Below are 26,819 nucleotides of genomic sequence, written 5' to 3'. Positions count from 1 at the left end.
TTCGGAGCCGACGAGATGTCACCGGGAGGGCGCGGCCAGCTGCTGATGCCCCCGGCCCAACCGGATCCGCGACGGGAAGTTCTCCTTCGGCGGCCGCGACCTCCAGCTGGCCCTGACCGAGCCGAAGCGGTCCAACGCCTCGCACGGGCTGGCCCGCTGGGCCGCGTGGACCCCGGAGGAGCACACCGCCAACTCCGTGTCCCTCGTCTACCGGGTGATGGCACAGACCGGCTATCCGTGGGCGGTCGACCTGCACGTGCTCTACGACCTGTCCGCGGACGGGCTGACCGTGACGCAGACCGCGACCAACCTCAGTGGCGAGGCGGCGCCTGCACGCCTGCGGGGCGCACCCCTATCTCGCGGTCGGCGACGGCATCGACCACCCGGAGCTCACGCTTCCCGCCGGGACGCGCATCGTCGCCGACGAGCGGCTGATCCCGGTGGAGACTGTTCCGGTGGATCCTGAGCACGACTTCCGCGTCGGCCGGCCGATCGGTGCCGTGGAGTTCAACGAGGGCTACGGAGCCCTCGAGCGCGTGGACGGTGTCGCGACGACCACCCTGCGCGATCCCGGCGACGGCCACGGGGTCGCGTTGTGGGTCGGCGAGCGGATCCCGTGGCTGCAGGTCTACAGCGCCGACGACGTGCCCGGCCGGGAACGCCGCTCACTCGCGGTCGAGCCGATGACCGCGCCGGCCGACGCGTTCAACTCCGGCACGGACCTCGTGACGCTCGCCCCCGCCGGCTCCCCCGGTGACGAGCTGTCCGTCACCCGGGGGATCCGGGCGATCACCGCGGACTGAGGTTCAGCTCGCCGGCAGCAGCCGCTGGTCGACGTCCAGCGGCTCGGCGAGCGTGATCTCGAGGTACTCGTTCTGGTCGGGCTCCGTGGCGGAGCGGCCGCCGAAAGCCGGGAAGTTGTTGTCGTTCATCACCGCGATCGTGTCGGCGTCGAGGATCTCGACGTCCTCGATGGTGAAGAACGGGAAGGTGAACGGGTCGCCGTACGGCGAGAGGCCGTCGGGGTTGGCGACATTCATCAGGTCGACGAGCAGCCGCTTGGTGACGTAGCCGTCCTCGTCCGAGTCGCGCAGGTCGACCGGGTAGATCCGCTTGAAGACCGCCGCGGCACCCTGCCCGTTGTCCCGCTCTATGACGAGTGCTTCGTGGTTGTTGACTGGATGAAGTCGCCCAGCGCGTTGGCGGCGCTCTCCATCCGGTAGCGCAGGAAGCCGTCGGCGTAGGCATCGTTGCGGACGGTGTAGATCCGCAGGTCGGAGCCGAGCCCGGCGGCCTTGTCCTCGGCCGTCGCCCCTTCCAGCATCGGGCGCAGCGCCCGGCCGTTGGGGCTGATCGCCATGCCCTCGAAGCCCTTCGAGTTGGCGAGGTTGGGCACCGCCGAGCCGAGCGTCGGGTTGGACGGGCTCTGGACGCCGGGCGTCGGGACGGGTGCCTCGATCAGCTCCCCGTCGGCGTTGAGGTGCAACAGGTAGGGCCCGAACTCCTCGCCGACCCAGAACGTGCCGTCGTCCGCGACCTGCAGCGACTCGGGGTCGAAGTCCCAGCCGGTGAGCTGCCGGTCGGCCGTGGGGCAGGCGTATCCCGCCGGCAGCGACGCGGCGCTGGCGCAGGCACCGTCGCGCCAGATCGGCCACGGCACGAGGTGGTCCGGGTCGCTGAAGGTGAAGAGCGTGTCGTCGTACGTCGTGGCCCCGTCGCCGTCGGCGGCGTCCGTCTCCGGGGTGATCCGGTGGAGCGAGAGCAGGAAGTCGGCGCTGTTGGCCTTGGCGCCGAAGCCGTTGTCGCTGAGCACCGGGAACGAGCCGTCGCCGAGCGCGTGGGTGCCGGAGAAGCCCCTGGACCGGTTGTCCCGCGTACGGCGCCGGGACGGCAGCGTTGCCCGTGGTCCAGTGACCGCTCGTCTCGCTCCCGGGGACGTAGGTCGCGGCCGGAAGAACCGACCGGGGCGGAGAGCGTGGCCTCGTCCGGGGACGTGGGCGAGCCCTTCGGGGCTGCGTGCGCGGGCAGGGCTGCGGCTGCGGTGAGGGCGATGGTCGCGAGCGCGACGGCGCGGAATCCGAGTGTCATGGGCAGACCTCACCAGTCGGCGGTGTCCGGCGGGTGACGTCGACGAGAAGGTTCAGCGATCGATGAGCGTGCGCAGGGTCCGGACCGCCGCACGCGCGCGGTCGCCGTCGGAGCCCCCGGATCGCGAGCATCGAGGCGGTGGTGCCGTCGGCCGGGTCGATCGTCGCCCACGGCGCACCGGCGGGCAGGTGGATCGCGATGATCTCGGCCCACTCGTAGTCCCGCTGCTTGTAGCCGTTGACCACGTGCACGCCCGCCTCCGACGCGACGACACGCGACCGGGCGATGGCATAGCCGGCGGCGACGTAGAGCAGGCCGATGAAGACGATCGTCCCGAGTTGGAGCACCGTGAACTTGGCCCGGATCTCGGGGTCGAGACCGAACCACGCGAAGGCGCAGAGAATGAACAGCATCGCGCCGAAGAAGATCACCGCGATACGTGCCCCGAACGGCCGCCACGTGTGCGGCAGGTCGACGGCCTCTGGCACGGTCACCTCAGAGCCGGCAGGCGTGGATGTCGGTCATGAGGATGGCGCGGGCCCCGAGGCCGTAGAGGTCGTCCATGAGGCGCTGGGAGCCGGCGCGCGGCACCATCACCCGGACGGCGACCCAGCCGGCCTTGCCGAGCGGCGAGATCGTCGGTCCCTCGAGGCCGGGCGCGAGCGCGGCGGCGCGGTCGAGGTTGGCCTGCTCGATGTCGTAGTCCATCATCACGTAGCCGCGCGCGACCATGACGCCTTCGACGCGGCGGCGGAAGATCTCGAACTCATCGTTCTCCGCACCCTCGCGGGCGATCAGCACGGCCTCCGACTCCGGGATCACGTCGCCGAACGTCGCCGGGCCGGCGGCGCGCAGCGTCGAGCCGGTCTCGACGACGTCGGCGATCACGTCGGCGACCCCGAGCTGGATGCTGGTCTCGACGGCACCGTCGAGGCGGGTGACCGACGCGTCGATGCCGCGCTCCTTGAGGAAGGCCTCCACCACGCCGACGTAGGACGTGGCGATGCGCTTGCCCTCGAGCTGCTCGAGCTTCTCCGAACTGCCCGACGGGGCCGGCGAAGTGGAACTTCGAGCGACCGAAGCCGAGCTGCATCGACTCGACTGCCCGGGCGCCCGAGTCGAGCAGCAGGTCGCGGCCGGTGATGCCGACATCGAGCGTGCCCTCGCCGACGTACAGCGCGATGTCACGGGGACGGAGGTAGAAGAACTCGACGTCGTTCTCGGCGTCGATGAGCGCGAGCTCCTTGGAGTCCGTGCGCTGGCGGTAGCCGGCCTCGCGCAGGATGTCGCTGGCGGCTCGGGAGAGCGCACCCTTGTTGGGTACGGCGATGCGGAGAGTCATGGGTTCCTCAGAGGTGGGCGTAGACGTCGTCGAGCGTCAGGCCGCTGGCGATCATCAGCACCTGCGCGTGGTACAGCAGCTGGCTGATCTCGAGCGCCGTGGCGTCCTTGCCCTCGTGCTCGGCGGCCATCCGGGACTCGGCGGCCTCCTCGATCAGCTTCTTGCCGATCGCATGGACACCGGCGTCGAGCTGCTTGACCGTGCCCGAACCCTCGGGTCGGGTGGCGGCCTTCTCGCTCAGCTCGGCCCAGAGCTCCTCGAACGTCTTCACGAGCAGCAAGCCTAGGCGGTCGCGCGCCCTTCCCCTGCCCCGGTCCGGGGACCGGCATCCGCAAGACTGGCCGGATGAACGAGATCATCGGCGTGCCCGACTGGGGACGCCTCGCCCGGCCGCGCGCAACCGAGCGCCTGACCCTGCGTCCGGCGACGCCTGAGGACGCCGACACGATGTTTGCGTACCGCTCCCCGGAGTCGGTCGGCCACTGGATGACCATGCTGCCGACCGATGTCGTGGCCCGGCGCACCGACTTCGACAAGCGCTACCCCTACGCACTGATGATCGAGCTCGACGGTGAGGTCATCGGTGACCTGTTCCTCAAGACCGAGAACGCCCGGTCGCAGACCGAGATCGTCGAGCAGGCTCGGGACGTGACCGCAGAGATCGGTTGGTGCACGGCGCCGGCCCATGGAGGTAGCGGCTTCGCCACCGAGGCCGCCGGGGAGCTGCTCACCATCGCCTTCGACGGGCTGGGCCTGCGTCGCGTGATCGCCAACTGCTTCGCCGTGAACGAACCGTCCGGCGCGTCATGGAGCGCATCGGCCTGCGCCGTGAAGCGCTCCATGTCGGCGAGGGGCTGCACCGCAACGGCGAGTGGTACGACGGGCTGTCCTATGCCCTGCTCGCCGACGAATGGCGTGTCTCGCTAGCCCGTTCGCAGGTCGGCCGGGGGTCCGTGCGGTCTCCGGGGCGGCGGACGTGGCCTCCCAGCCCTTGTCCTCCTTGGACCCCTCGAGACCGGCGCGGTCGAGCGCCTGCTGGTCGTTGTCGCACGTGAGTACGCCGAAGCCGACCGGCACACCGGTGTCGAGCGCGACCCGGTTGAGCCCGTCGGTGGCGGCGTTGCAGACGTAGTCGAAGTGCGGGGGTGCCGCCGCGGATCACGACGCCGAGCGCCACGACCGCGTCGTAGCCGCCCTGTGCCAGCGCCAGGCGACGACGGGCAGCTCGAAGGTGCCGGGCACCCGGACGATGGTGGCGTCCGTGACTCCGGTGGGCGGCGAGCGCGCGTTCGGCGCCGGCGACAAGACCGTCCATCACCTCGGTGTGCCAGCTCGCCGCGACGACCGCGACCTTCAGGCCGGACGCGTCGAACGCGCTCTGGTCAGGTGCTCCGTGTTTGCTCATGCACGTACTCGCTTCGCTCCGTGCGCGCATGAGGCACCGGGCGCGCTGTGTGGGATGGTTCGCTCGCTCACTGGTGCAGCTCCTCAGTCATCTCTTCCGGCAGGTCGGGCAGCACGTGCCCCATCCGGTCGCGCTTGGTGCGCAGGTAGTCGATGTTGTGGTCGGTGGGGTGGATCGCCAGCGGCACGGTCTCGGACACCTTGATGCCGAAGTCCTCCGGGCTCGTGGTCTTGTCCGGGTTGTTGGTGAGCAGCCGGACGGACTCGATGCCGAGGTCGCGCAGCACCTGCGTCGCCGTACCGTAGTGGCGGCCGTCGGCCGGGAGGCCGAGGTCGAGGTTGGCGTCGACGGTGTCGCGGCCCTCGTCCTGCAGGGCATAGGCCCGGAGCTTGGCGACCAGACCGATGCCGCGGCCCTCGTGGCCGCGGAGGTAGACCACCACTCCCCTGCCCTCGGCGACGATCTTCTTCATCGCCTCGTTGAGCTGCGGTCCGCAGTCGCACCGGTGGCTCCCGAAGACGTCGCCGGTCAGGCACTCGGAGTGGACGCGGGTCAGCACCGGCTCGGGGCCCGACACGTCGCCGTACACCGGGGCGACGTGCTCGCTGTCGTCGATCGTGATCCGGTAGCCGTAGGCCGTGAAGTCACCGTGGGCGGTCGGCAGGCGAGTCTCGGCCACCCGCAGGACGTGCAGCTCGTGGCGGCGGCGGTAGCGCACCAGTGCCTCGATCGAGATCATCGACAGGCCGTGCTCGTCGGCGAAGGCCCGCAGCTCGGGCGCCCGCTTCATGGTGCCGTCGTCGTTGACGACCTCAACCGGGACGCCGGCGGGCGTCAGGCCCGCCAGCTTGGCGAGGTCGACGGCTGCCTCGGTGTGCCCGCGGCGTACGAGAACCCCACCCTCGCGGTAGCGCAGCGGGAATACGTGGCCCGGACGCGTGAGCTCCCACGGCTCGGTGGCCGAGTCGGCGAGCACCTTGGCCGTGTGGGCGCGATCGGCGGCGCTGATCCCGGTGCTGACGCCGTCGCGGGCGTCGACAGAGATCGTGTAGGCCGTGCGCAGCTTGTCCTTGTTGTGCGGGGTCATCAGCGGGATCTCGAGCCGCTCGAGCATGTCGCCCGGCATCGGCACGCAGATCACGCCGCTGGAGTGGCGGATGGTGAAGGCCATCAGCTCCGGCGTCGCCTTGGCGGCCGCGAAGATGATGTCGCCCTCGTTCTCACGGTCCTCGTCGTCGACGACGACGACCGCCTTGCCCGCGGCGATGTCCGCGATGGCCTGCTCGACGCTGTCCAGCTTGATGGGCTCGCTCATGCGATGGCCCCTTCCAGTTCAGGGGTGGGTTCGGTGGTGGTTCGGGTGGCTCGCCACCAGACGGCGAAGCCGAGCAGGACGAATCCTGCGTAGACGAGGTACATCCCCGCCGTCGGGTAGTAGCCCGCGTTGATCAGGGAGCGCACGCCGACGATGTCGACGAGGATCCAGACGAGCCAGAACTCGACCCAGCCGCGGGCCATGCCGTAGGTCGCGAGCATCGAGCCGGCCGGGATCCGGGCCTCGGTGGTCGGGCCCCACGAGCCGATGCGGGTGAGGATGGCGTACGCCGCTGCGTAGCCGACGAGCCCCAGCGCGACGAGCTGGGCGCGCTCGGTCCGAGTGGCCCAGCGAGGCGTGATCGCTCCGCCGTCGGCGGCACCGCCTGCCCGCGCGCGAGCGGGACCAGCGCCACCAGCCGTAGAGGCTGACCGCGGCGAAGAACACCTGCCGGCCGGCCCGGCCCCAGAGCGGTTCGTCGGTGGCGCCGCTCATCTCGCCGGTCACGAAGACGGTGAAGAGCAAGATGTTGCCGATCAGGCCGACCGGCCACGCCCAGACGACCCGGCGCATGCCGAGGATCCGCTGGCCGGGCCGAAGACGTTGCCGACGACCTCGCGGACGTAGAGCTGCCCGTCGCCGACGGCGATGGTGCCGTGCAGGATCCAGTCGATCATCCGCGGTCCTTCAGGTAGCCGCCCATGAGAAGCTTCTCGACGTGCTTGGCGATCACGTCGAACTCGAGGTTGACCCGGTCGCCGGGCTGGCGCGTGCCGAGCGTGGTGCGGGCGAGCGTCTCGGGGATCAGGCTGACGGTGAAGCTCGCGTCCTTGGCGTCGACCACGGTCAGGCTGACGCCGTCGACGGTGATCGAGCCCTTGTCGACGAGGTAGCGGCCGAAGTCGGCGGGCATCGAGATCTCGATGACCTCCCAGTGCTCGCTGGGCGTCCTCGAGATCACTTCGCCGACGCCGTCGACATGGCCCTGCACGATGTGCCCGCCGAGGCGCTTCTCCACCGTGACGGCGCGCTCGAGGTTGACAGCGTCGCCGGCCTTGACGCCATGGAGGCTGGTCTTGTCGAGCGTCTCCTGCATGACGTCGGCGGTCCAGTGCCGTCGTCGGTCGTGACCACGGTGAGGCAGCACCCGTTGACGGCGATCGAGTCGCCGAGACCGGTGCCCTCCGGGACAGTGCTGGCACGCACGGTCAGCCGGATCGCGTCGCCCTGCTCCTCGACGGCGGTGATGGTGCCGAGCTCTTCGACGATTCCGGTGAACATCAGATCCCTGCCTTCGACGGTTCGAGGGTGAGGCGGACGGTCGCGTCGGCGCCGGTGCCGACGACGCCGGCCCGCTTGAGGTGCCAGCGGAGCTGGTCGTTGATGGTGTTGATGCCGAGGTCGCCGACCGCGTTGGCTCCGGCGCCCGGGAAGGTGGGCGCGACGTAGGCGTAGATCTCGTCGATCAGGCCGGCCTTGAGGAAGGCGGCGGCCAGCGTGGGACCGCCCTCGAGCCAGACGTGCTGCCGACCGGAGGCATAGAGCTCGGCCGGGGCGGCGCGCGGATCGCGCGTCCTCAGGTGCAGGGCCTCGCCCGGGGCCTCGAAGATGCGGCGGTCGTTGGGGATGCCGCGCTCCCCCATGACGACGCGCAGAGGCTGGTGCTCGACCGGCTCGTCGACCTCGTCGCGGACGTTGAGCCGGGGGTTGTCGATGAGCACGGTGCCGGTGCCGACGAGGAGCACGTCGCACTCGGCCCGCAGACTGTGCGTGTCGCGACGGGCGTCGGTGCCGCTGATCCAGCGGCTGGTGCCGTCGGCGGCGGCACTGCGACCGTCGAGGGTGGTGGCGAACTTCCGGGTGACGAAGGGCCGCTGGTGCTCGACCGCGAACGTCCACGCCCGGTTGACGCCCCGGGCCACCGTCGCCATCACACCGGCCTCGACCTCGATGTCGGCGGCCTCGAGCGCCGCTGCGCCCCCGGAGGCGACCGGGTTGGGGTCGCGCTGCGCGAAGACGACGCGGCGCACGCCCGCCGCGATCAGCGCCTCGACGCACGGGCCGGTCCGTCCCGTGTGGTTGCAGGGCTCGAGCGTGACGACGGCCGTCGCTCCGCGCGCCGCCTCGCCGGCCTCGGTCAACGCAGCCACCTCGGCGTGCGGCGTACCGGCTCCGCGGTGGAAGCCCTCCGCGATCTCCACGCCTTCGGCGTCGAGCAGCACGCAGCCGACGCGCGGGTTGGGCCCCAGCGGCACGCCGGGTGTGGCGGCCAGCGTGAGGGCGCGGCGCATCGCAGCCTGTTCGGCCGGTGTCGTGGTCATCGCTACCCCTCTAGTCCCGGAAGTGGACTCCGGGGTGGCGGGCGCGGGCGTCGTCTCGACGTCCACGCTGCGTGATCTTCTCATCCGGACTTTGACCGTCGGTCCGGGGAATTTCACTGGTCAACCGGCCACTGGATGTGGTCGGGTCGCTGGACTTCCGAGCGAAGCGAGGAAGCTTCGGACTCAGTAACCGCCGGTGCGGAGTTTCACCGCCCCCAGAGCACGCTCTTGCTGGATCGAACTCTGCCACAGGGCCGGACATTCCCGCGCGGGTGTCTCAGTGTGACGTCGGCTACGTGGCTCGGAGATCGCGGCCCGTCCGTCCTGACGTCGGCAGTTCGAGCTTGCCGGCAGCACGCTGAGCGGGTGGTCGCTGCGATCAGCCTCCCAACTGCCGACGCTAGGAATCTCCCAGCTGGTGCTCGCGCAGCCACGTCTCCCCTCGACGGCGGGAGGCCTGGGCCAGCCGGGCGTCCTGGACGAGCTCGACGATCTCCTCACGCGACACCTCGCCCACCCGGGAGGCGCGCAGCAGGACGGACGGGTGCCCGTCGAAGTGCGGCGTCGTGAAGAACGGCGACGACTCGTCCTGCACCAGTGCGAGCTTGTCGCCCTCGGACGCGACCCAGATGACGATCACGTCCTCGTAGCGCTCCCCCGTCACCGGGTCAACGGCGTCGGGTCGCGGCGTGCGGAAGAAGACGAACGACTTGCTGCCGACCACGGTAGACCGGGTTGGCCTCGGGGCGGTGGACGGTGACGTGCGGCATCGCCCGCGCGGTGGTGTGGATGTCGTCAACCGTCGCCCGCCGGCTCACGTGGAGACGGCCTCCGCGCGAGCCTTCAGCTCGCGCACCATCGCGTCGGGGTCGCCTGCGGAGTAGACCGCGCTGCCGGCGACGAACACGTCGGCGCCTGCCTCGGCGCAGCGCTCGATGGTCTCGAGGCTGACTCCACCGTCGACCTGCAACCGAGTCTCGACGCCGTGCTTGCGCATCAGCGCCCGCGCCGTACGGATCTTGGGCAGGCACAGGTCGAGGAACTTCTGGCCGCCGAAGCCGGGCTCCACGGTCATGATCAGCACCATGTCGAGCTCGGGCAGCAGCGCCTCGTAGGGCCTCGATCGGCGTGGCCGGCTTGAGGGCCATCGACGCCCGGGCGCCCCGGTTGCGCAGCTCGCGGGCCAGCCGGATCGGCGCCTTGGTCGACTCCACGTGGAAGGTGACGCTGCTGGCGCCGGCCTCGGCGTAGAGCGGCGCCCGGGTGTCGCAGTCCTCGATCATCAGGTGCGCGTCGAGCGGGATGTCGGTGGCCTTGCTGAGCGCGTCGATCATCGACGGACCGAAGGTCAGGTTGGGCACGAAGTGGTTGTCCATGATGTCCACGTGCACCCAGTCGGCACTGCCGATCCGACCGATCTCCTCGCCCAGCTTGGCGAAGTCGGCGTTCAGGATGGACGGCGTGATCTGGATTCCCACGGGTGTCAGCCTAGGGCCGCGACGAGTCGAGTGATGAGGTGGCTGTATCCACGGTGCGACGAATCACTCGACACGGGGTCAGCAGGACCTCAGTCCTCCGGGTCGGCGGGAGGTTCGGCCCCGGCCGCCTCGTCGCGATCGGCCCACTCCGGGAGGGGCGCGATGTCGAAGACCTCGTTGTCGATGCCGCCGTGCAGATCGCCGATCTCGGCGAACCGCGCCGGCATGGTGAAGATCGTGAAGTCGTCGGGCTCGAAGGAGTTGATCTCCTCCCAGCGCACCGGGGCGGAGACGCGCGTTGGCGACGCCGCGGACGGAGTAGGCCGCAGCGATCGTGTGGTCGCGGGCGTTCTGGTTGTAGTCCACGAACAGCTGGTCGGGCGCACGGTCCTTGCGCCACCGGGCGGTGGTGACGTCACCACCGGCTCGGCGTTCGACCTCGCGCGAAGGCGAGCGCTCCGCGGCGTACGTCCCGGAAACCGTGGTCGGGCTTGATCCGGACGTAGATGTGGATGCCGGAGCCACCGCTCGTCTTCGGGAAGCCGACGGCGCCGAGCTCGTCGAGCACCTCGTGCGAGATGTGCGCGACCCGCTGCACCGTCTCCCAGTCGCACTCCGGACCCGGGTCGAGGTCGATGCGCCACTCGTCGGGGGACTCGGTGTCGGCGCGTCGACTGTTCCACGGATGGAACTCGACCGTGGACATCTGGACCGCCCAGATCACGCTCGCGAGCTCGGTGACGCACAGCTCGTCGGCAGTGCGGTTCCAACGCGGGAAGTGCAGCTGCACGGTCTCCAACCACGGCGGTGCGCCGCCGGGGATCCGCTTCTGGTGCACCTTGTCGCCGGCGAGACCCTTGGGGAACCGGTGCAGCATGCACGGCCGCTCGTAGAGCGCGTTGACGATGCCCTCGCCGACGGCGAGGTAGTAGTTGACCGAGGTCGAGCTTGGTGGCGCCCGACGCGGGGAAGTAGACCCGATCGGGGTTGCTCACCCGCACGACCCGGTCGTCCACCTCGATCTCGGTGCTGGGTGAGGTCGCCATGCCCGCACCCTAGCCAGTCGGCGCGACGGTCTCTTCGGGCTCGGGCTCGGGCTCGGGGGTGGGGGTGGGTTCGGGGGTGGGCGCGGGCGTGACCGTGACGAGGACCGGTTCGCTGGCTCCCGAGTCGGCGTATTCGCTCTCGGGACGCAGCCAGCGGAACTCCGCCGTCTCGGTGACCGTGACCGAGGCATGTGAGGAGCCGTCGGGGCCGGAGTAGGTCAGCGGCGACACGTCGACCCAGTCGACGGCACCGGGCGCGCGGGACTGCAGGATGAGCGGATCGCCCATGACCCGGCCGACGAGGTCGGTCACCCGGCCGGCGACCTCGAGCTGCTGCCCGGCGACCATCTGCGTCGCAAGCGGCGTGATGGACGTGGACAGTGTCAGCCCCTCGAAGTCCCAGGTCCGTCCGTTGCCGGTGACGGCATCGACGTTGAACGCCCGGCCGTCACAGCCGAAGCCGGTCACGACGTAGCCCGCGCCGTCGCCGTGCCCGGCCGCGAAGTCGGCGGGCGTGGCGGACTCGACCGCCATGGTCAGGCCGGTGGAGAGGTCGACCAGCTGCCATTCGTGGGGCAGCGTCGCGGTGTCGACGTGCTGCCGGGTGGCGGGCGAGACGGTCAGGTTGACGCGTCCCCCCCGGGCGTGCCCCGCCGGGGCGTCGAGGGCGGTCACCCAGATGTAGGAGGCGCCGGTGGTGCCGCTCTCGGCGCGGACGTCGACGCTCGCGCCCAGCGCGGACAGGGACAGGAAATGGATCGCGGGCCCGGCCGCGGTGCCCGTGCCGGTGGGCACCGGGCCGAAGCTGCGGCGACCGAGCGGCGCGACGTCGGGTCCCCGGTTGATCCGCGAAGACGGAGCGCTGACGGGCCCGTCGATGACATCGCAACCGACGTACGTCAGGTACATCCCGTCCAGTGGTGACCCCGGACCGGACAACGTGGACCTGGACGCATCCTCCGCCCGGGCGCCCGACATGAACAGTGGTGAGAGCAGGGCCGCGCCGATGGCCGCGATCCTTAGACGACGTTGCACTGACTGCTCGATCCCTCGTGTGCCGATCACTCCGACCGGTCCCCCGGAGTCCATCATCCACACCAACCGCCCGGGAGGGAACAGGTGACCCCCGATTGCGGTATGGAGAACAGTCAGCGTCGCCGAATCGTGGCCAAGAACATCGCGTCCGTGCCGTCGCGGTGCGGCCACAGCTGGCGGGTGGACTCCAGTGCGCGTCGTCCCGGTCGGCCGGGACGGCGTCCACGACGCCCGTCGTCTCGGCCAGCACCGGCGAGCAGGTCGCATAGACCACCACGCCACCGGGACGGGTCGACGCGATCGCCGAGGCGAGCAGGGCACGCTGCAGCGGCACCGGGACGTCGAGGTCCTCGGGCATGCGCCGCCACCGCGACTCGGGTCTGCGGCGAAGCGCGCCCGGGCCGGAGCACGGGGCGTCCACGAGCACCCGGTCGAACGTTCCCTCGCGCCGGGGCGGACGAGTGCCGTCGCCGGTGACGACGCCGCTCAGGCCTTCCCTGTACGGCTCGTGTGCCACGCGCGACGAGCCGCGCGCGATGCTGCTGGAGCTCGTTCGCCAGCACCTTGGCACCGCGTTGCGCTGCCAGCGCGGCGAGCAGGGCGGCCTTGCCGCCGGGTCCGGAGCACACGTCCAGCCAGCGCTCGTCGCGTCCGTCGAGATCAGCCTCGGCCGGGGCCGGGGCCACCAGCTGCGATCCCTCGTCCTGCACACCGGCGCGACCCTCGGCCACCGCGGGGACGGCCGACGGGTCGCCGCCGGCCAGCTCGACGGCGTACGGCGAAAGGTTCCCCCGCACTCCCCCGGCCGCCTCGAGCTCCCCGACTGTCGAGAGTCCCGGTCGGGCCACGAGCATCACCCGCGGTGCGGCGTTGTCGGCGGCGAGCAACGCGGGCAGCTCGGCTGCCGTGTCGAGTGCCGCACTCAGCGCCTCGACGACCCAGCGCGGGTGGGAGTGGGCGATCGAGGCATGTCCCACCGGGTCCTGGACCGGGTCCGGGGCGACCTGCATGATCCGGGCCCCGAGGTCCCGGGCGCTCACCTTGCGCAGCACGGCATTGGTGAAGCCGGTCGGGCCGACACCGATCCGGGCGCGGACCGGGTCGACGCTGGTGCTGATGGCGGCGTGGTCCGGCACCCGCATCGCGAGGAGCTGGTGGACGCCGAGCCTCAGCGCGTCGCGCACCTTGGCCTCGAGCTTCGGCTTGGTCAGGCAGGCGTCGATGATCGCGTCGTAGGTGCCCTGCCAGCGGATGGTGCCGGACACCAGCTCGGTGGTGAAGGCGGCGTCGCGACCCTCGAGCCTGTGCTCGGCGAGGACCTGTGGCAGGACGAGGTTGGCGTAGGCGTCGTCGAGACGCACGGCCTTGAGGACGTCGTAGGCCGCCAGTCGTGACGGGTCCACCTTGTTGTTACTCGCCATCCGGCAGGAGCTCCTTCGCCGGGCGCTTGGGCGCGACCGCCAGCCCGGGCGTCTGGACGACCTCGGTGAGCTCGTCGAGCGTCAGCTCGCCGAGACGGGACTGCTGGACCAGCACCGCGTTGAAGTTGCGGAAGTGGTCGATCGTGAAGAACGGCGTCGACTCGTCCTCGACGAGGGCGGCCTTGTCGGCCGGGCTGGCCGTGCGGATGACCAGCAGGTCGTCGTACGGCAAACCCGACTCGGGATCGATCGCCGACTTGTGCGGGTGGCGGTAGAGCAGGAAACCCCTGCCCTTCTCGCCGGCCGGCACCTTCCGAGTCGGGACGTCGCCCCACGTCGTGCCGAACTCCGTGCTCGGCAGTGCCGCACAGATCTCGTCAACGTCGTCGGGTCGGGCATGCACGGTCACGAGACGCGAGCCTAGACCCGCGCTCAGCAGGCCTTGCCGTAGACGCCCGCACGGGTCGGGGGCGCGTCCACCGGCTGCAGGTTGGGCGCCTCGAGGCTCCAGTGCCGCACCCAGTCCATCTGCATCCGGCTGACGTTCATCACCCGGTCGGGCTTGGCCTCCATCGTGAACCGAACGGTCAGCGGCACGCCGGTGAGGACGTCGTCACGGTTCTCGGTGTAGACGACGTGGGCGTCGATGAACCATGAGATCCGCTCGCGCGTCACCTCGACTGCGTAGGTGTGCCACTGGTCGCGACCCGGGCTCATCGGGTTCGTCGCCTTGTAGGCGACGTTGGGCAGGGTGCGGGCATAGACCGTCGCGGCCCTGCCGTTGGGGGTGTAGCTCGCGAGCGCGATGTTGCGGGCGCCACAGTGCTCCTCCGCACCGGCGGCGGGGACGAGCTCGGCCAGCACCCGGTAGCGCGCGTTTCCGCGGCCGTACTGCCGGCTCCGCAGGCGCGTCTCCCAGCGACCCACCTCGTCACCCGCGCCGGCGAGGGTCGCGGAGACGGTGCCCTCGCTGGTGGCGTTGAGCGTGAGCATGCCGTTCTGGTGCCACACCTGACCGGGGCCGTTCGACACCCACTGCGGACCCATCTGTCCGGTGTACGGCGCCTCGAACTCTTCGCGCCACAGGATGCCCTTGTTCCACCAGCCGAACGTGCTGGCCGCGTTGATCGGCCCGGGCTCGGCGCCTGCGTGGTCGGCGCTGGCCGGCCCGGCGCTGAGCACCGGGCTCAGGAGCGAGGCGAGTACGGCGGACGCGAGCGCGGCAGCTGTGCGGAGTCTTCTGGTGGCCCGGGGGGAGGTCATGGGGCACGACCGTGCGCGTTGACCGCGGGTCCCGCGCAAGTTCAGGCAGACGCCGCGTCGCCCGGGCGGGCGCCTTCGGGCACGGTCACTCCGCGCGCCCAGTCCGCCGCACGCATCTGCTTCTTGCCGAACGCCTTGACCTCGCCGAGCTCGACGGGCCGGGTCGCGGTGCCGACGAAGACGGCGTTCTTGGTGACCTCGAGGACACCCGGCTCGAGTCGCTCCCGGTCGGTGGCGACGGTAACGGCCCCGATCTTGAACCGTTCGCCCTCCCAGAGGCTCCACGCACCCGGGCCGGGCGTGCAGGCCCGGATCTGACGGTCGATGCGGACCGCGCTGTCGGTCCAGTCGATCTCGGCGTGCTCGACCGGGATCTTGGGCGCGAAGGTCACGCCCGCGCCGGGCTGGTCGCGGGCCTCGAGCGAACCGTCGGCAATGCCGTCGAGAGTGCGCACCAGCAGCTCTGCGCCACCCTCGGCGAGCCTTCCGAGCAGGTCGCCGGCCGTGTCGGTCGGACGGATCCGCTCGGTCATGACGCCGAACGTCGGGCCCGCGTCGAGCTCCTTGACGATCCGGAAGGTCGTGGCCCCGGTCATGTCGTCGCCCGCCCAGATCGAGTGCTGCACCGGCGCAGCTCCGCGCCGAGCCGGGAGGATCGAGAAGTGCAGGTTGATCCAGCCGTGCTCGGGGATGTCCAGCGCGGACTGCGGCAACAGTGCGCCGTATGCGCGACGACCGGGCAGACGTCGGGACGCAGCTCCTTCAACGCAGCCCTGGAACTCCGGATCGCGTGGGTGGACCGGCTTGAGCACGGGCACGCCGAGCTCCTCGCCACGGATGCCGACCGGGCTGGCGACGAGCTTGCGACCCCGACCGGACGGCGCGTCGGGTCGGGTCACGACGCCGACGAGCTCGTGGCCGGACGCGGCCAAGGCGTCCGGGGCGGGTACGGCGACGTCGGGCGTCCCGGCGAAGACGACGCGCATCACAGACCCAGCCCGAACGTGCCGTGCGGGCTCACCTTGACGGTCGGTTGTTCGAGGCCGAACCAGTCGGACTCGCGGATCTCCTTCATCGCGGCCTTGCGGGCGGCCGTGTCGAGCTTGTCGATGAAGAGGATCCCGTCGAGGTGATCGGTCTCGTGCTGGATCGCTCGGGCGAGCAGGTCGGATCCCTCGATGCGCAGCGGTTCGCCGTACATGTCGAAGCCGGTCGCGACGACGGAGAGCGCGCGCAGGCAGTCATAGGTGAGCTCGGGCAGGCTCAGGCAGCCCTCCGCGCCGTCCTGCGTCTCGTCGCTGAGCGACAGGACGGGGTTGATGAGGTGGCCGACGGTGCCTTCGACGTTCCAGGTGAACACGCGCAGGCCGACGCCGATCTGCGGTGCCGCGAGCCCGGCGCCGGGCGCGGCGAGCATCGTGTCGGTGAGGTCCTGCACGAGCGTGCGGATCTCCTTGTCGAAGGCGTCGACCTCGATCGCGCGGCTGCGCAGGATCGGGTCGCCGAACAAGCGGATGGGCTGGACGGCCACGTGGTGCTTCTCCTCGGTCGGGGAGCGGCCAGTCTAGAGACGGCTCACACCTGTTCGCGCCTCGCCATCCGGGTCAGCCACGCGTCGAGCGCCTGGGCGGTCGGACCGGGCGTGCGTCCGACCGCGAGGACCCGGCTGCCCCCGTCGTCGACGAACACACGAAGGTGCAGGTCGGCCGTCTCCTTGACCCGGGGAACAGCAGCAACCCCAGCGGCAACGTGAAGAGCCCCAGCACGACGGCCCACAGTGGGACGCGGCGCACGGAGTAGAGCCACGAACCGTCGGGCTGCGAACGCCACCTGCCTCCCGGCACGGCGCCGAACGACTTGCGCAGCACTGCCTCGATCTCCGGCGCGTCGAGATCGACGACCCACTCGCGCGACACGGAGACCCAGCGCGCCCGCCGGGCGTGCCGCACCAACGTCAGGGCCAGCACGGTTCCCTGCAAGGATCCACAGCTCCGCCGCCCCGATTCCGAACATGTCCGGAGTCTAGGGTCGCGCGTAGGGCGACAGGCGACGAAACAGCAGGCGGCTCACGCCGAAGCAGATCCCAGCGCCGACTGCTGCGTACAACAGCATCGCCGGGGAGTGCGGTGCTGTAGCCGAGCGCTGTCGCCAACCCGGCGACCGGTCCGATGCTGGCCACGACGCCACCGAGCGCTGCAGCACCTCCGACCCGAGCGGCCCGCTGCGCACCGTCCCACCAGCGATAGCGCCACCGGACCAGTGCGACCGCTCCACCGGTCATGAGACCGAGCGCGACCGGGTAGTACACCGCGAGTGCCGCCCAGATCGGGCCCGTCGGGAAGAACATGAGAGGACTCGTGAGCCGGGCCCGGGCCAGTGCCGCCCCGGCCACCGCTCCCCCAACGGTTGTTCTCGCGAGATCCACTCGCGTGGGAGGCGTCGGACGATCGACGAGGAGCTCAAGCCCCTCGGCGTCGGCAACCTCGCGGGCGAACACGGCAACGTCCCGGGTCACCAGTTCGCCGACGGGCGCTCCCCGGACGACGGCACCGTCCGGGTCGGCCTGCAGGTTCGCGACCAGTCTGCGACGGTCAGTCGATGCCATGCCCCCCGGCGCCAGAAGTCCTCCACCTCGTCGACCCACGCTTCCACAGACCTGTCAGCCACGATTGCTCCTTGATGACTCGGGCGAACCAAGCACGGCCGCCACTCGCGCGGTGACCTCGTGCCACTGCACTTCCCATTCGTTCAGGGCCGTCTCGCCCGCCTCGGTCAGGCCCAGCTCATGTCGCGCCGGCCCGTCCGCACTGGGGCGGCTCGTCTTCGTGACGAGACCCAATCGCGCCAGCCGGGTCACGAGCGGGTAGATCGTCCCGTAGCTGGTGGTGCCGAACCCACGTTCCCGGAGCCGGTTCACGAGCTCATACGCGTGCCCTGACCTCTCGCGAAGAAGCGCCGGGACGCACATGTCCAGCACGCCCCGGAGCAGGGAGCTCTCTCGTTCGTCTCCAGCTACCATGCGACACACACTACCTGGTGCCGCCAAGTAGTGCTAGATCGTGAGCGGATCGACCCGGATGCGTACGGCGTCGAGCTTGCGTGCGCTGCGGATCCGTTGGAGCTCGCCGAGCGCATCGGAGAGGGCAGGTCCGGAGGCGAGGGGCACCCGGATCACCGCGCGTTGCTCGTCGCGGTCGGCCGGGACGGGCCCCGGGGAGATCGGCGACCTCAGGCAGGGCGAGCAGCGTCAGGGCGTCGTCGAGTGCTCCCGGCTCCCCCGTGATCGTCGCGAGCCGCGCCGCGGGTGGCAGGCGGGTCTGGGTGCGCTCGGCGAGCTCGCGCTCGGCGAAGCCGGCCGGGTCCCAGCGCACCAGCGCCTGCAGGGCGGGCACCGCCGGGTCGCCGACGACCACGACCCGACCCCCGGGTCGCACCAGTCCGGCTGCGCCCAACCAGCGTCGTAGCGCCTCCTCGTTGGCCCGCAGGTCCTCGCGGGCGAGCGTCAGCCAGTGTCGAGGATGACGACCGCGGCATAGCCCCCGTCCGCCGGCGGCTCCGCACCGACGGTGGCGACCACGAGGTCGTGCTTGTCGGAGACCCGTGTGAGAACGCGGTCGCTGCTGGAGCTGCGGATGGTCGTGCCCGCGAAGGACCGGCCCAGCTCCTCGGCGGTGCGCGCGTCCCCTCGCACCGGCGCTCGCAGCCCGCGGTGGCCGCACTCGCGGCAAGCCCACGCCGGGTCGGCCGTACCGCACCAGCGGCAGGTCGGGGGTGTCGTGGGGCCGCCGAGCGCGAGCGGCCCGGCACACGTGGCACACCGCGCAGGTGTCCGGCAGCGCTCGCAGGCGAGCGAGGGGGCATAGCCGGCGCGCGGCGTCTGGACGAGCACCCGGACCGCTCGTCAGGCCCTCGCGGATCACGTCGTAGGCCGCCCTCGGGATGCGGGAGCCGACGGCCCGGTCCTCGGCGGGCACGACATCGACCCGCGCCCGAGCCCGGACGATGGCCCGGTCGGAGGTGAGCTCGTGCGCCCACCCCGATCGGAGCAACAGCAGCCCTTCGCAGGTGCGCGCGAACCCGCCGACGAGCATCGCCGTGTCCTGCTGAGCGGCTCGGAGCGCCAGCACCTCCCGGACGTGTGGGTATGGCGCACGCGGCTCTGCGTGCAGATCGTCCCCGTCGTCCCAGATGACCACGAGGCCGAGATCGTGCACCGGGGCCAACGCGGCCGAACGGGTGCCGACCACGACCTTGCGAGCACCGCGCGAGACGGCGAGGAACTCGCGGTAGCGCTTCGCGGGCCCGGCCTCCGCGGACAGGACGACGTGCTGGTCGACTCCCAGCACCGGTCGAGGCGCGCTCGACACGCGCTGTGCATCGCGCTGGTCGGGGACGCAGATCAAGGACCCACGACCGCTTGCGAGAGTGGCCGCGGCGGCGTGGGCGAGCATGACCGGCCAGTCGTCACCCGGGGCCGCGTTCCAGACCGCTCTCGGTGACGCGCCGTCGCCCAGATGGGAGAGGAAGGCCGGCCCGTGCACGACGTGCTCCCGTGTCGTGGGATCGGCTGTGGGAGTGCCACCGGGGGCTGGCGGACTTGGCTCCTTCTCCCCGGCCGCGTGCCGCGGCGGAACGGCCAACCGCAGGACGTCGGCCCGCGCTCCGGCATACCGCTCCGCGATGCTGGCCGTCAGGACGGCGATCTCCAGATGCAGCACCGGCTCCGGGCTGACGACTCGCCTGAGCGGCTGCAGCCGACCCGGGTGGTCACTGGTGGCGGCCCGCTCGAGGACGAACCCGTCGACGTCCCGGCCGGCAAAGCGCACCTTGACCCGCGCGCCCGGCACCGCCGTCGCGGCGTCCTTGACGGCCACGGCGTAGTCGAACGGCCGGTCGAGGTGGGCCAGCGGCACGTCGACCAGCACCCGCGCGACCGGGTCGACCTCGGCAGGCTCGAACTCGGCCGCCTTCCTCGCCCGGGTCGCCGCCGCCTTGGCCTTCGCATCGGCCACGGAGGCACGCAGGCCGGGCAGCATCTCTGCTGGCCCGGCCTCGTGGTTGGTCATGCGCGCATTCAATCAGCGGCCACCGACGGCCGGCTCAGCGCAGGTTGAACGATGTCTTCCCGGTGCTGGTCATGGCTGTGGGTGAACCCGTGTAGATCGCCTTGACCCTGTGCTTGCCGCGGCCCAGCTTGAACTGCAGCTTCCTGCTGAGCTTGAGGATCGCCTTGCCGTTCGCGATGTCGCGGGTCTTGACGACCTTCTTGCCATCGATCTTGAAGGTCACGCGACCGGTGGGCACACCCGTCGCGATCTTCACGATGGCCTTGATCTTGACCGACCTTCCCGGCCGCACCTTGCCCACCGTGACCTTGGTCGTCGAGACCTGCTGGACGACCGGAGGCGCGGGCGGCACGGTCGGAGCCGGCGGGTTGGTGGCTGTGGGCGCGGTCGTCGGTGCGGTCGTGGTGGGTGTCGGCGTCGGCTGGGTCGACGCGTCACAGGTGTAGACGACGATGTCGTCCAGCCACCATCCGATCTCGCTGGTGGTGAGGTCGCCACGCACGGTGAACTGCGGCCTGATGGTCTGCCCGGCGAAGGACGAGAGGTCGAGCTGGTTGGACGTCCACCCGAAGCTGTCGCCCGCGAAGGCACGCAGGCCCGCCCACGGGTTGGGGTCGGATGGGCCGTATGCCTGCAACGTCTGCTGCGGGCCGTTGATCCACGGCAGGCCTGCCGCGTCGACCGGACCGGCACCCGCGACGACCTCAACAGTGCCCCCGTCGATGTACGGCGCGGCTCCTCCCGGGTACCACTCGAACAGCCGCCACTGCTGGAAGTGCAGGTAGGTCTGCTGACCTGCTGGTACGGCGATGCCTGCGGCCGCCCTGAGGGAAGCGGAGGTCGGGTCGTCGTACAACCCGGGGTCGGGGTTGTAGCCCAGCCACGAGTCCCTGCCGGAGGTGGCATTGCTGCCCCACCCGGGGTTGACGCCGTAGCCCCAGAGACCCGTGGTGTCGGAGAACTTGGTGGCAGGGGTGCCGGTCTCGCTGTTGAACAGCTCGCGCAGAGTCGTCCCGGTCGGGCACGCCTTCACTGCGTCACTCGGCTGCGGCGCGGCAGGAGGCGTGGTGCGGAGCTCGGTGGCGAGCACGGCCTTGGCGACGTTGGCGCAGTCGCCGGCGGTGAACCCTGCCGTCCCTGCAACGACGAAGTCGGCGCAGCTCTGCTCGAGGACCGCGGCAAGGTCTGCGTAGTCGCTGCCCGAGGTGAGCCGGGTGATCGCGTCGAAGTAGAGCTTGCCGGTCTTGGTCAGTCCAGTGTCGCTGGCGTCGATGCCGGTGATCGTCTGCCCGTTGAAGGTTCCGCCCCGGGTGCCCCGGGAGATCAGGTAGGCCGTCTTGTTGCCGACGCCGGAGTTGCTGTGAACGCCCCCGTTGTCGTTGTAGCTCAGGTTGGCGGTGTAGTTGGCGCTCGTCATCCTGTCCGGGTCCCCGAAGGCCACGGGGTCCTTCATGTCCCGGATCGCACCGATCGGCAGGTCCTCCCCCAGCAGCCGGGCGTCGTCGGCGGCGACGTGGCCGGCGCGGTGGTCGACGATCTCACCCATGATGTCGGCCATCGACTCGTTGATCGCGCCGCTCTGGCCCCAGTAGAAGAGTTCCGAGTACTGGTCGATCACGCCGTGCGTCATCTCGTGGCCCACGACGTCGTCGGCGTCCGCAAAGCCGGCGCCGTAGTACATCTGGGTGCCGTTCCAGAACGCGTTGGCCATGGGGCAGGGGTCGTCGGGGTGGCAGAAGCGCACTGTCGAGGCCAGCTTCTTCACGCCCCCGACGTTGATCCCGATCGTGTCGGTGAGGTCGATGCCGGCGATCTGGGCGTAGGTGCTGGACGTCGATCCCGCGTGGTCGAAGGCCTTGTTGACGTCGGCCACCGCGCTCACCGGACCGGTCTCGGTGCGCGCGAACGGCGCGGCGCACGGGGTCGGATCGCCATACACGTTGCTGCTGTCGCACACCACGCGATCGACGTGCTGGATCCGGTCAAGGTGGAGCACGACACGACCTGTCGTGTCGTCGACGAGCACGAGTCGGCGTACGCCCCGGCCGTCGCCGACCCGGGAAGCGCCACACGCCCTGCGCACCGAGCGCGTCTGTGACACCGAACACCGCCGGGTCCCAGACCCAGCGCCCCTCGCTGGTCGCCGTGAGACCGGCAGCGCCGGCCCTGCCGGCGGCCGCACGCACGGCGGTCGCGCTGGCCTCGCTCTCGGGGGCAGTGGCCGCCGGGAGGCTGTCGAGGGTCGAGACCGTGGAGAGCATCGAGCTCATCTGTCGGTCGCCGTCGAGGCTCACCACCACCCGGCCGCCGATGACCGGCGCGGAGTCGACCTCCTGCTGGAACCGCACCACGTCCCGGCGCGACACGGAGCTTTCGGTGCGCGTGAGCGACAGCTCGGCGTCGTCTGCCGGGCCCAGCGCGGCGCCGTACCGCGTGAGGTGCGACCGCGCGGCGGCGCGGACGCTGGTGGACGCGGTCACGCCCGGATTGACCACTCGGGAACCAGCGGGCGTGCCCACGAATTCGGCGGTGCCGGAGGCGTTGCGCTCGATCCGGACTCCGGTCGTCGCGTCCTCCTGAAGGCGGGCGATCCCGGGGTTCCGCGGATCGGCAGCGGCCTCGGCCGCCGACCGGGCGGCCAGCTGACCGCCCGCCGGGGCCGCGAGTGCTGCTGCCACTGCCGCCATCTTCCGGCGCTGTGTCATCGAGATTCCCCTGCTCGCACGAATGCGCAGCGCTCTTCGGCTGCGTCCGACCAGCCTACGGAAGGAGCCGGGGTGAGGACATGCCCCCATGTGGTCAGACGGCCCAACACCGGCCGAACAGGTTGGGGAAGTCTTGCGCTTCCCGGCCGTTGCAGAGGCTGTTGCTGTTTGATTTCGGTACGTCGGCGCGTGGGGATGGCGGCGATGGCGGTGTTGAGGGTCGTCGGCCGGGCGCGCGCCCGGCCGATCTCGTCAGGTGGCCAGTGCTGCGGTGGTGTGGCGGTGGAGCTTGAGCAGGTTCACGACTGCGGCGGCGAGGTTGAGTTCGCTGGTGGCCGCGGCGAGTCCTCGGCGGCTGAAGCGGCGTAGTCCGGTCTGGTCTTTGAGGTGTGCGTTGACTGGTTCCACGGTTGCGCCGCGGTGGGCGTAGGCGGCGAGTCCTTCGGGTGTCTTCATCTGGTGCCGCATGCGTTCGAGCGGGCTCGCGTCGGGCGGTGGTGGGCCGGTCCGCGGGTCGTCGGCGGCCTCGTCGGCGAGTCGTCGGTCCTTGCCGGTGGCGATGAGCCGGTTGGGTCCGGGGGCGGTGAGGTTGTCCATCGAGCAGTAGCCGGCATCGGCCGGGACCAGCCCGATCTCATCGTCACCGCCGTCGTCGGCTCGTGTGTGGGCGATGGTCCTCGCGGCGCTCTGGGCTGCGTTCATCATCGGTTGCAGGCAGTCCATGTCGGTGGGCGCCCGGGTCAGCATCAGCGCCGGGATCAGGTGGTCGGCGGTGACCGCGAGCTGGGCGTTGTAGCCCTGCACCCAGCCCGTACGCGTGTTCATGACCCGGCTCTGCGGGTCGGTCAAGTTCGCCTTCCGGGTGCTCGCACGGCCCATGCTCTTGCGGGGGTGGGGAGCCGCGGTGGCCGCGCGACGCTCAAGGGCTGCCAGCCGCTCGCGCAGCCGGCGGACCTTCCATGACACCAACTGTGGCCGTTGCCCGCTGGGGCGGCGCGTGCCGTGGGTGCGAGCCGCTTCCCGGACGCCCTCCCGGGCCGCGACCCGTGCCGCGGCCTCCCGCTCGGCCGCGGCAAGTTCCTCACGCAGGGCCGCGGCCCGGACCTGCCGGGTTTGTGCGCGTCGCTCGGCCTCATCGGCGGCTTCCTCGGCCTGCTTGGTCTTCTCCTTCTCGATCTCGGCCAGCGCGGCCTTGATCGCGGCCGCGCGGGTGGCCGGGTTGGCGAACTCGGGGGCCAGCTCATCACCGTGCTTGTCGCCGTACAGCTCGTCCTCGGCCGCGTCGGCCGCGGCAGCCTCGGCGGCGATCTGGCGGGCGATCCGGTCGGCCTGAGCGCGCAGTGAGTCCTCGGCCCGGTTGGCGAAGATCGAGGCGTTCGCGGCGATCTTGGTGCCATCGATCGCGACCGTGCCGAGTCTGCCCATCCCGGCCTGCCCGCACAGCACCAGCACCTGCGCGAACACCTCAGCGAACCGGTCCTCATGGGTCGCGCGGAACCGGGAGATCACCGTATGGTCGGGCACATCGCGCCCGCACAACACCCTGGAACGCCACGTGCTCACCGCACAGCGTCTCGATCCGTCGCGAGGAACGTTCCCCGACCGCGTAGGCATAGACCAGCACTCCCAGCAGCAGGTCCGGATCGAACGCGGCGCCCCGGACCGACCTTCGGGTGCCGGGCATGGAAACCGCTTGTGTCGAGCTCCTCCACGACCCCCAACACGAACCACACCGGGTGATCCTCCGGCAACCACTCACGCAACGAGGGAGGCATCAGAAACTGCTGATCACGATCAACCGGACGATACGAACGAGCCATGGCCCCAGTATTTCGGCACAGCGCTCAGAGGTCACGTACCCGGACCGGCGATTTAGCAACAGCCTCTGCAACGGCCAAGATGTGTCGGAGTCCCCGCCTAAGCGGGGACTCCGACAGAGAAGAGACGATCAGGCGCCGGCGGCAGCCTTCAGCTTCTCGGCGCGGTCGGTCGTCTCCCGGGTGAACTCCGGCAGCTCGCGCCCGAAGTGTCCGTACGCCGCGGTCTTGGCGTAGATCGGACGGAGCAGGTCGAGGTCGCGGATGATCGCGGCGGGCCGCAGGTCGAAGACCTCGAGGACGGCCTGCTGGATGGCCTCGTCGGAGACGATTCCGGTGCCGAACGTCTCGATGAAGACGCCGACGGGAGCGGCCTTGCCGATGGCGTAGGCGACCCGGGCCTCGCAGCGGCGGGCGAGGCCGGCGGCCACGACGTTCTTGGCGACCCAGCGCATGGCGTAGGCGGCCGAGCGGTCGACCTTCGACGGGTCCTTGCCGGAGAAGGCACCGCCGCCGTGGCGAGCCATGCCGCCGTAGGTGTCGACGATGATCTTGCGACCGGTCAGGCCGGCGTCACCCATGGGACCGCCGACGACGAACTTGCCCGTCGGGTTGACCAGCATGCGGTAGCCCTCGGAGGGGATGTCGAACGTCGCCAGCACCGGGTCGATCACGTGCTTCTTGATGTCGGCCTCGAGGGTGGCGTGCTCGACGTCCTCGGCGTGCTGGGTCGACAGGACCACGGTGTCGATCCGGGTGGGACGGTCGTCCTCGTCGTAGGCGATCGTCACCTGGGTCTTGCCGTCGGGACGGAGGTAGCCGAGCGTGCCGTTCTTGCGCACCTCGGTCAGCGTCTGGGCGAGGCGCTGGGCGATCATGATCGGCAGCGGCATCAGCTCGGGGGGTGTCGTCGCAGGCGTAGCCGAACATCAGGCCCCGGTCGCCGGCGCCGCGCTTGTCGAGGTCGTCCTCGGACGAGCCGACCCGCGACTCGTGGCCCCGGTCGACGCCGGCGGCGATGTCGGCGGACTGGGCACCGATGGCGACCCGGACGCCACACGTGGTGCCGTCGAAGCCCTTGTCGGAGGAGTCGTAGCCGATCTCGAGGATCTTCTTGCGCACGAGGTCGGCGACCGGCGCGTAGGCGTTGGTACGGACCTCGCCGGCCACGACCACGAGGCCGGTGGTCAACAGCGTCTCGACGGCGACCCGGAGGTTCTCCTTGTCGGCGTCGTTCTCCATCAGGTAGTCCGGGACGGTGTCGCTGATCTGGTCAGCGATCTTGTCCGGGTGACCCTCGGTCACAGACTCCGAGGTGAAGAGGCGTCCAGCCACAGCGGTGCTCCTGTCAGGGATACTCAAGGATTTTCAAGGCTTCAGAGCCCGTGCGGGTCGCGCGCGGGCATGGTTCCACGATAGCGACCGCCCACTATGCGGGACGCTCGTCTCAGTGGTCGAATCGACGCGCGACCTCGTCCCAGATGACTCGGGCGAGCGCGCTTGGTGCCACGGGGTACGTCGACGCTACCGCCGTCCGCCCCCGGGATCACGGCCTCGTTGTCGGGGCTGCCGAAGACCGCTCCCCCGCTGACGTCGTTGACGACGAGCAGGTCGCAGCCCTTGCGGGCCAGCTTGGCCCGGCCCAGCTCGAGCACGGAGCCGGTGGCGTCGCCGGTCTCGGCGGCGAACCCGACGATCACCGATCCCTCGCGGAGCCGGTGGTGCGAGATCTCCTTGAGGATGTCGGGGTTCTGCTCGAGCTCGATGGCCGGCGACGAGCCGTCCTCGGCCTTCTTGATCTTGTCGTCGCTGACGCTGGTGGGGCGGAAGTCCGCGGGCGCTGCGGCCATCACGACCGCGTCGGCGGTGGCAGCGGCGGAGACGACCGCGTCGTGAAGCTGGGCAGTGGTCTCCACGGAGATCACCTTGACGCCGGCCGGGCCGGGCAGCGCGACGTTGGCGGCGATCAGCGTGACCTCGGCACCGCGAGCGGCCGCAACCCCGGCCGGGGGCATAGCCCTGCAGGCCGGACGAGCGGTTGCCGAGGAAGCGGACCGGGTCGAGGTACTCCCGGGTGCCGCCGGCGCTGACGACCACGTGGCGTCCGGCCGGGTCGGGCTCGGCCACGCCGCGGTCGAGCACGTCGATCGCGACGTCGAAGATCTCGGCCGGGTCGGGGAGCCGGCCCTTGCCGGTGTCCTTGCCGGTCAGTCGTCCTTCGGCCGGCTCGATCACGATCGCGCCCCGAGCCCGCAGCGTCGCGACGTTGGCGACGGTCGCGGGGTGCTCCCACATCTCGGTGTGCATCGCGGGTGCGAAGACGACCGGACAGCGCGCGGTCAGCAACGTGTTGGTCAGCAGGTCGTCGGCCAGTCCGTGGGCCGCCTTCGCCATCAGGTCGGCGGTGGCGGGTGCCACCACGACGAGGTCGGCAGCCCGGCCGATCGCGACGTGCGGCACGGCGTGGACGCCCGTCCACACCTCGCTCGTGACCGGCTTGCCGGACAGAGCGGCCCC

General features: G+C 70.8%; 21 protein-coding genes, 12 pseudogenes and 1 riboswitch. Of the genes and pseudogenes, 3 read left to right on the top strand and 30 right to left on the bottom strand.

Translation table 11 applies throughout. The features are described 5' to 3' along the window. Window positions 1–64 precede the first annotated feature (64 nt). Together LP418_RS24915 and LP418_RS24910 are read left to right on the top strand one after the other, a co-directional pair. Window positions 65–466: an aldose epimerase family protein gene (locus LP418_RS24915; protein WP_336276133.1), complete on the top strand. Its 402-nt coding sequence runs from the start codon at window positions 65–67 to the stop codon at window positions 464–466. Continuing rightward, the gene (locus LP418_RS24910; protein ID WP_257957180.1) at window positions 375–803 is read left to right on the top strand and encodes a hypothetical protein; all 429 of its coding nucleotides are present in this window, start codon (window positions 375–377) and stop codon (window positions 801–803) included. Before LP418_RS24915 ends, LP418_RS24910 begins: the two co-directional genes overlap by 92 nt. Window positions 804–806: 3 nt before the next feature. Here LP418_RS24910 and LP418_RS24905 read toward each other — a convergent pair whose 3' ends face one another. The 5 genes and pseudogenes from LP418_RS24905 to LP418_RS24885 form a co-directional block, all read right to left on the bottom strand. Then, entirely contained in the window at window positions 807–1,517 is a 711-nt protein-coding gene (locus tag LP418_RS24905) for an esterase-like activity of phytase family protein (RefSeq protein WP_336276132.1), read from the bottom strand. Further along, window positions 1,424–2,101 (bottom strand): annotated as a pseudogene (locus tag LP418_RS24900) (esterase-like activity of phytase family protein); the annotation flags it as partial. The pseudogene LP418_RS24900 and the gene LP418_RS24905, both read right to left, overlap by 94 nt. Then, the gene (locus LP418_RS24895) at window positions 2,085–2,576 is read right to left on the bottom strand and encodes a PH domain-containing protein (RefSeq protein WP_257954090.1); all 492 of its coding nucleotides are present in this window, start codon (window positions 2,574–2,576) and stop codon (window positions 2,085–2,087) included. The gene LP418_RS24895 and the pseudogene LP418_RS24900, both read right to left, overlap by 17 nt. Before the next feature lie 7 nt (window positions 2,577–2,583). Continuing rightward, window positions 2,584–3,430, bottom strand: a pseudogene (hisG, locus tag LP418_RS24890) (ATP phosphoribosyltransferase). 7 nt (window positions 3,431–3,437) lie between these two features. Continuing rightward, entirely contained in the window at window positions 3,438–3,701 is a 264-nt protein-coding gene (locus tag LP418_RS24885) for a phosphoribosyl-ATP diphosphatase (RefSeq protein WP_257954089.1), read from the bottom strand. A 74-nt stretch (window positions 3,702–3,775) separates the two neighbouring features. On the opposite strand from LP418_RS24885, the gene LP418_RS24880 reads away from it, so the two are divergent. Beyond that, window positions 3,776–4,357, top strand: a complete 582-nt coding sequence (locus tag LP418_RS24880; RefSeq protein ID WP_257954088.1) for a GNAT family N-acetyltransferase — start codon at window positions 3,776–3,778, stop codon at window positions 4,355–4,357. An 84-nt stretch (window positions 4,358–4,441) separates the two neighbouring features. Here LP418_RS24880 and LP418_RS24875 read toward each other — a convergent pair. The 25 genes and pseudogenes from LP418_RS24875 to LP418_RS24750 all read right to left on the bottom strand — a co-directional run. After that, window positions 4,442–4,513 (bottom strand): annotated as a pseudogene (locus LP418_RS24875) (6,7-dimethyl-8-ribityllumazine synthase); the annotation flags it as partial. Between the two features lie 121 nt (window positions 4,514–4,634). Further along, window positions 4,635–4,745, bottom strand: a pseudogene (locus LP418_RS24870) (hypothetical protein); the annotation flags it as partial. A gap of 157 nt (window positions 4,746–4,902) precedes the next feature. After that, window positions 4,903–6,150 (bottom strand): bifunctional 3,4-dihydroxy-2-butanone-4-phosphate synthase/GTP cyclohydrolase II, encoded by a 1,248-nt coding sequence (locus tag LP418_RS24865; protein WP_257954087.1) that lies wholly within the window; start codon window positions 6,148–6,150, stop codon window positions 4,903–4,905. After that, window positions 6,147–6,827 (bottom strand): annotated as a pseudogene (pnuC, locus tag LP418_RS24860) (nicotinamide riboside transporter PnuC). The gene LP418_RS24865 and the pseudogene pnuC overlap by 4 nt, the downstream one beginning before the upstream one ends. Then, window positions 6,824–7,431: pseudogene (locus tag LP418_RS24855) on the bottom strand (riboflavin synthase). Before LP418_RS24855 ends, pnuC begins: the two co-directional pseudogenes overlap by 4 nt. Then, window positions 7,431–8,471: a bifunctional diaminohydroxyphosphoribosylaminopyrimidine deaminase/5-amino-6-(5-phosphoribosylamino)uracil reductase RibD gene (ribD, locus tag LP418_RS24850; protein ID WP_257954086.1), complete on the bottom strand. Its 1,041-nt coding sequence runs from the start codon at window positions 8,469–8,471 to the stop codon at window positions 7,431–7,433. The pseudogene LP418_RS24855 and the gene ribD overlap by 1 nt, the downstream one beginning before the upstream one ends. Window positions 8,472–8,538: 67 nt before the next feature. Next, window positions 8,539–8,699, bottom strand: a riboswitch (FMN riboswitch). 172 nt (window positions 8,700–8,871) lie between these two features. Beyond that, on the bottom strand, window positions 8,872–9,195 hold the full coding sequence (locus LP418_RS24845) for a hypothetical protein (RefSeq protein ID WP_257954085.1): 324 nt from the start codon (window positions 9,193–9,195) through the stop codon (window positions 8,872–8,874). Between the two features lie 90 nt (window positions 9,196–9,285). Next, a pseudogene (rpe, locus tag LP418_RS24840) lies at window positions 9,286–9,949 on the bottom strand (ribulose-phosphate 3-epimerase). Window positions 9,950–10,027: 78 nt separating this feature from the next. Further along, window positions 10,028–10,826, bottom strand: a pseudogene (locus tag LP418_RS34550) (DNA polymerase domain-containing protein). A 178-nt stretch (window positions 10,827–11,004) separates the two neighbouring features. Continuing rightward, window positions 11,005–11,904 (bottom strand): hypothetical protein, encoded by a 900-nt coding sequence (locus LP418_RS24825; protein WP_257954082.1) that lies wholly within the window; start codon window positions 11,902–11,904, stop codon window positions 11,005–11,007. A gap of 370 nt (window positions 11,905–12,274) precedes the next feature. Continuing rightward, a pseudogene (locus tag LP418_RS24820) lies at window positions 12,275–12,547 on the bottom strand (rRNA cytosine-C5-methyltransferase); the annotation flags it as partial. A gap of 1 nt (window position 12,548) precedes the next feature. Continuing rightward, window positions 12,549–13,451 (bottom strand): annotated as a pseudogene (locus LP418_RS24815) (transcription antitermination factor NusB); the annotation flags it as partial. Further along, a complete protein-coding gene (locus LP418_RS24810; RefSeq protein WP_257954081.1) occupies window positions 13,441–13,860 on the bottom strand; it encodes a hypothetical protein in 420 nt (139 codons plus the stop codon). The pseudogene LP418_RS24815 and the gene LP418_RS24810, both read right to left, overlap by 11 nt. A 23-nt stretch (window positions 13,861–13,883) precedes the next feature. Next, window positions 13,884–14,714, bottom strand: a complete 831-nt coding sequence (locus LP418_RS24805; protein ID WP_257954080.1) for a family 16 glycosylhydrolase — start codon at window positions 14,712–14,714, stop codon at window positions 13,884–13,886. 41 nt (window positions 14,715–14,755) lie between these two features. Continuing rightward, window positions 14,756–15,700 (bottom strand): methionyl-tRNA formyltransferase, encoded by a 945-nt coding sequence (locus LP418_RS24800; protein WP_257954079.1) that lies wholly within the window; start codon window positions 15,698–15,700, stop codon window positions 14,756–14,758. Then, entirely contained in the window at window positions 15,700–16,245 is a 546-nt protein-coding gene (def, locus tag LP418_RS24795) for a peptide deformylase (RefSeq protein ID WP_257954078.1), read from the bottom strand. Before def ends, LP418_RS24800 begins: the two co-directional genes overlap by 1 nt. Before the next feature lie 73 nt (window positions 16,246–16,318). After that, on the bottom strand, window positions 16,319–16,681 hold the full coding sequence (locus tag LP418_RS24790; protein WP_257954077.1) for a hypothetical protein: 363 nt from the start codon (window positions 16,679–16,681) through the stop codon (window positions 16,319–16,321). Between the two features lie 692 nt (window positions 16,682–17,373). Then, window positions 17,374–17,682, bottom strand: a complete 309-nt coding sequence (locus LP418_RS24785) for a PadR family transcriptional regulator (RefSeq protein WP_257957179.1) — start codon at window positions 17,680–17,682, stop codon at window positions 17,374–17,376. A 61-nt stretch (window positions 17,683–17,743) separates the two neighbouring features. After that, window positions 17,744–19,780: a primosome assembly protein PriA gene (locus LP418_RS24780; RefSeq protein ID WP_257954076.1), complete on the bottom strand. Its 2,037-nt coding sequence runs from the start codon at window positions 19,778–19,780 to the stop codon at window positions 17,744–17,746. Between the two features lie 34 nt (window positions 19,781–19,814). Further along, on the bottom strand, window positions 19,815–21,863 hold the full coding sequence (locus LP418_RS24775) for a M4 family metallopeptidase (protein ID WP_257954075.1): 2,049 nt from the start codon (window positions 21,861–21,863) through the stop codon (window positions 19,815–19,817). Then, entirely contained in the window at window positions 21,763–22,485 is a 723-nt protein-coding gene (locus LP418_RS24770) for a hypothetical protein (protein WP_257954074.1), read from the bottom strand. Before LP418_RS24770 ends, LP418_RS24775 begins: the two co-directional genes overlap by 101 nt. Before the next feature lie 252 nt (window positions 22,486–22,737). After that, the gene (locus tag LP418_RS24765) at window positions 22,738–23,949 is read right to left on the bottom strand and encodes a transposase (RefSeq protein WP_257954073.1); all 1,212 of its coding nucleotides are present in this window, start codon (window positions 23,947–23,949) and stop codon (window positions 22,738–22,740) included. Between the two features lie 484 nt (window positions 23,950–24,433). Beyond that, window positions 24,434–25,637 (bottom strand): annotated as a pseudogene (gene metK, locus LP418_RS24760) (methionine adenosyltransferase). 41 nt (window positions 25,638–25,678) lie between these two features. Further along, a complete protein-coding gene (locus tag LP418_RS24755) occupies window positions 25,679–26,317 on the bottom strand; it encodes a phosphopantothenoylcysteine decarboxylase domain-containing protein (protein ID WP_257954072.1) in 639 nt (212 codons plus the stop codon). Window positions 26,318–26,357: 40 nt separating this feature from the next. Continuing rightward, a pseudogene (locus LP418_RS24750) lies at window positions 26,358–26,720 on the bottom strand (flavoprotein); the annotation flags it as partial. Between the last annotated feature and the right edge of the window lie 99 nt (window positions 26,721–26,819).

Source organism: Nocardioides sp. B-3 (assembly GCF_024703895.1).
Lineage (GTDB): Bacteria > Actinomycetota > Actinomycetes > Propionibacteriales > Nocardioidaceae > Nocardioides.
The sequence above is the reverse complement of the archived record's forward strand: the minus strand, read 5'-3'. Positions and strand labels throughout refer to the sequence as shown.

Bases quoted from the DNA above. Each gene is read 5' to 3' on its own strand.
- LP418_RS24880 (WP_257954088.1), top strand. From the start codon at position 3,776: ATGAACGAGATCATCGGCGTGCCCGACTGGGGACGCCTCGCCCGGCCG.
- LP418_RS24865 (WP_257954087.1), bottom strand. From the start codon at position 6,150: ATGAGCGAGCCCATCAAGCTGGACAGCGTCGAGCAGGCCATCGCGGAC.
- ribD (WP_257954086.1), bottom strand. From the start codon at position 8,471: ATGACCACGACACCGGCCGAACAGGCTGCGATGCGCCGCGCCCTCACG.
- LP418_RS24825 (WP_257954082.1), bottom strand. From the start codon at position 11,904: ATGTACCTGACGTACGTCGGTTGCGATGTCATCGACGGGCCCGTCAGC.
- LP418_RS24805 (WP_257954080.1), bottom strand. From the start codon at position 14,714: ATGACCTCCCCCCGGGCCACCAGAAGACTCCGCACAGCTGCCGCGCTC.
- LP418_RS24800 (WP_257954079.1), bottom strand. From the start codon at position 15,700: ATGCGCGTCGTCTTCGCCGGGACGCCCGACGTCGCCGTACCCGCCCCG.
- LP418_RS24785 (WP_257957179.1), bottom strand. From the start codon at position 17,682: ATGTGCGTCCCGGCGCTTCTTCGCGAGAGGTCAGGGCACGCGTATGAG.
- LP418_RS24780 (WP_257954076.1), bottom strand. From the start codon at position 19,780: ATGACCAACCACGAGGCCGGGCCAGCAGAGATGCTGCCCGGCCTGCGT.
- LP418_RS24770 (WP_257954074.1), bottom strand. From the start codon at position 22,485: ATGACACAGCGCCGGAAGATGGCGGCAGTGGCAGCAGCACTCGCGGCC.
- LP418_RS24755 (WP_257954072.1), bottom strand. From the start codon at position 26,317: ATGCCCCCGGCCGGGGTTGCGGCCGCTCGCGGTGCCGAGGTCACGCTG.